Genomic DNA, 939 nt, shown 5'->3' on the forward strand with positions numbered 1-939 from the left:
CCTTCAAATACTTCATCTGAAACTTCTAATTCTTTTAATCCGAATTTTTCATAAACTTCTCTTCCAACTTTAGTATTTAAATCATGGAATGCTGGAAGACAATGTTCAAATATTACTTTATCATTTCCTGTTAATTTAACCATTTCCATATTTACTTGATATGGTTTTAATACATTTATTCTCTTTTCCCATACTTCTGCTGCTTCTCCCATTGATACCCAAACATCAGTATAAAGAACATCTGCATTCTTAACTCCTTCTGCTACGTTATCTGTAAGAGTTATTTTTGCTCCAGTTTCTTTTGCAACTTCTCTGCATTTCTTAACTAGGTCTTCTTCTGGAAATAAATCTTTTGGTGCTACTATTCTGAAATCCATTCCCATTTTTGCTGCGCCTATCATTAATGCATTTGCCATGTTATTTCTTCCGTCTCCTGCATATGCAAATACTATTTTATTTAATGGCTTGTCTATATGTTCTTCTATTGTTAAGAAGTCTGCTAATATTTGTGTTGGATGGTCTTGTGTTGTTAAACCATTCCATACTGGTACTCCAGCATATTTTGCTAATGTATCTACTACTGATTGATCAAATCCTCTATATTCAATACCATCATACATTCTTCCAAGTACTCTTGCTGTATCTGCTATAGATTCTTTTTTACCCATTTGACTTCCTGTTGGTCCTAAATATGTAACATGAGCTCCTTGATCTAATGCTCCTACTTCAAATGAACATCTTGTTCTAGTAGAATCTTTTTCAAATAGTAAAACTATATTTTTTCCTTTTAATGTTTGCTCTTCTGTTCCTGTGTACTTAGCTCTTTTTAAATCTTTTGCTAAATCGATCATATATTGAATTTCTTTTGGTGTGAAATCCATCAATGTTAAAAAGTTTCTGTTTCTTAAATTAAATGCCATTTCTTCATTTCTCCCTTAC

At 31.7% G+C, this 939-nt stretch carries 1 protein-coding gene; it reads right to left on the bottom strand.

From position 1 onward, the window contains the following. The coding region (gene argF, locus EG57_RS0224915) for an ornithine carbamoyltransferase (RefSeq protein WP_032079775.1) at positions 1-920 on the bottom strand (920 nt) is incomplete at its 3' end. Positions 921-939: the final 19 nt, after the last annotated feature.

Origin of the sequence: Clostridium drakei (genome assembly GCF_000633595.2) — a bacterium.
In the GTDB taxonomy this organism is placed as follows: Bacteria; Bacillota; Clostridia; order Clostridiales; family Clostridiaceae; genus Clostridium_AM; species Clostridium_AM drakei.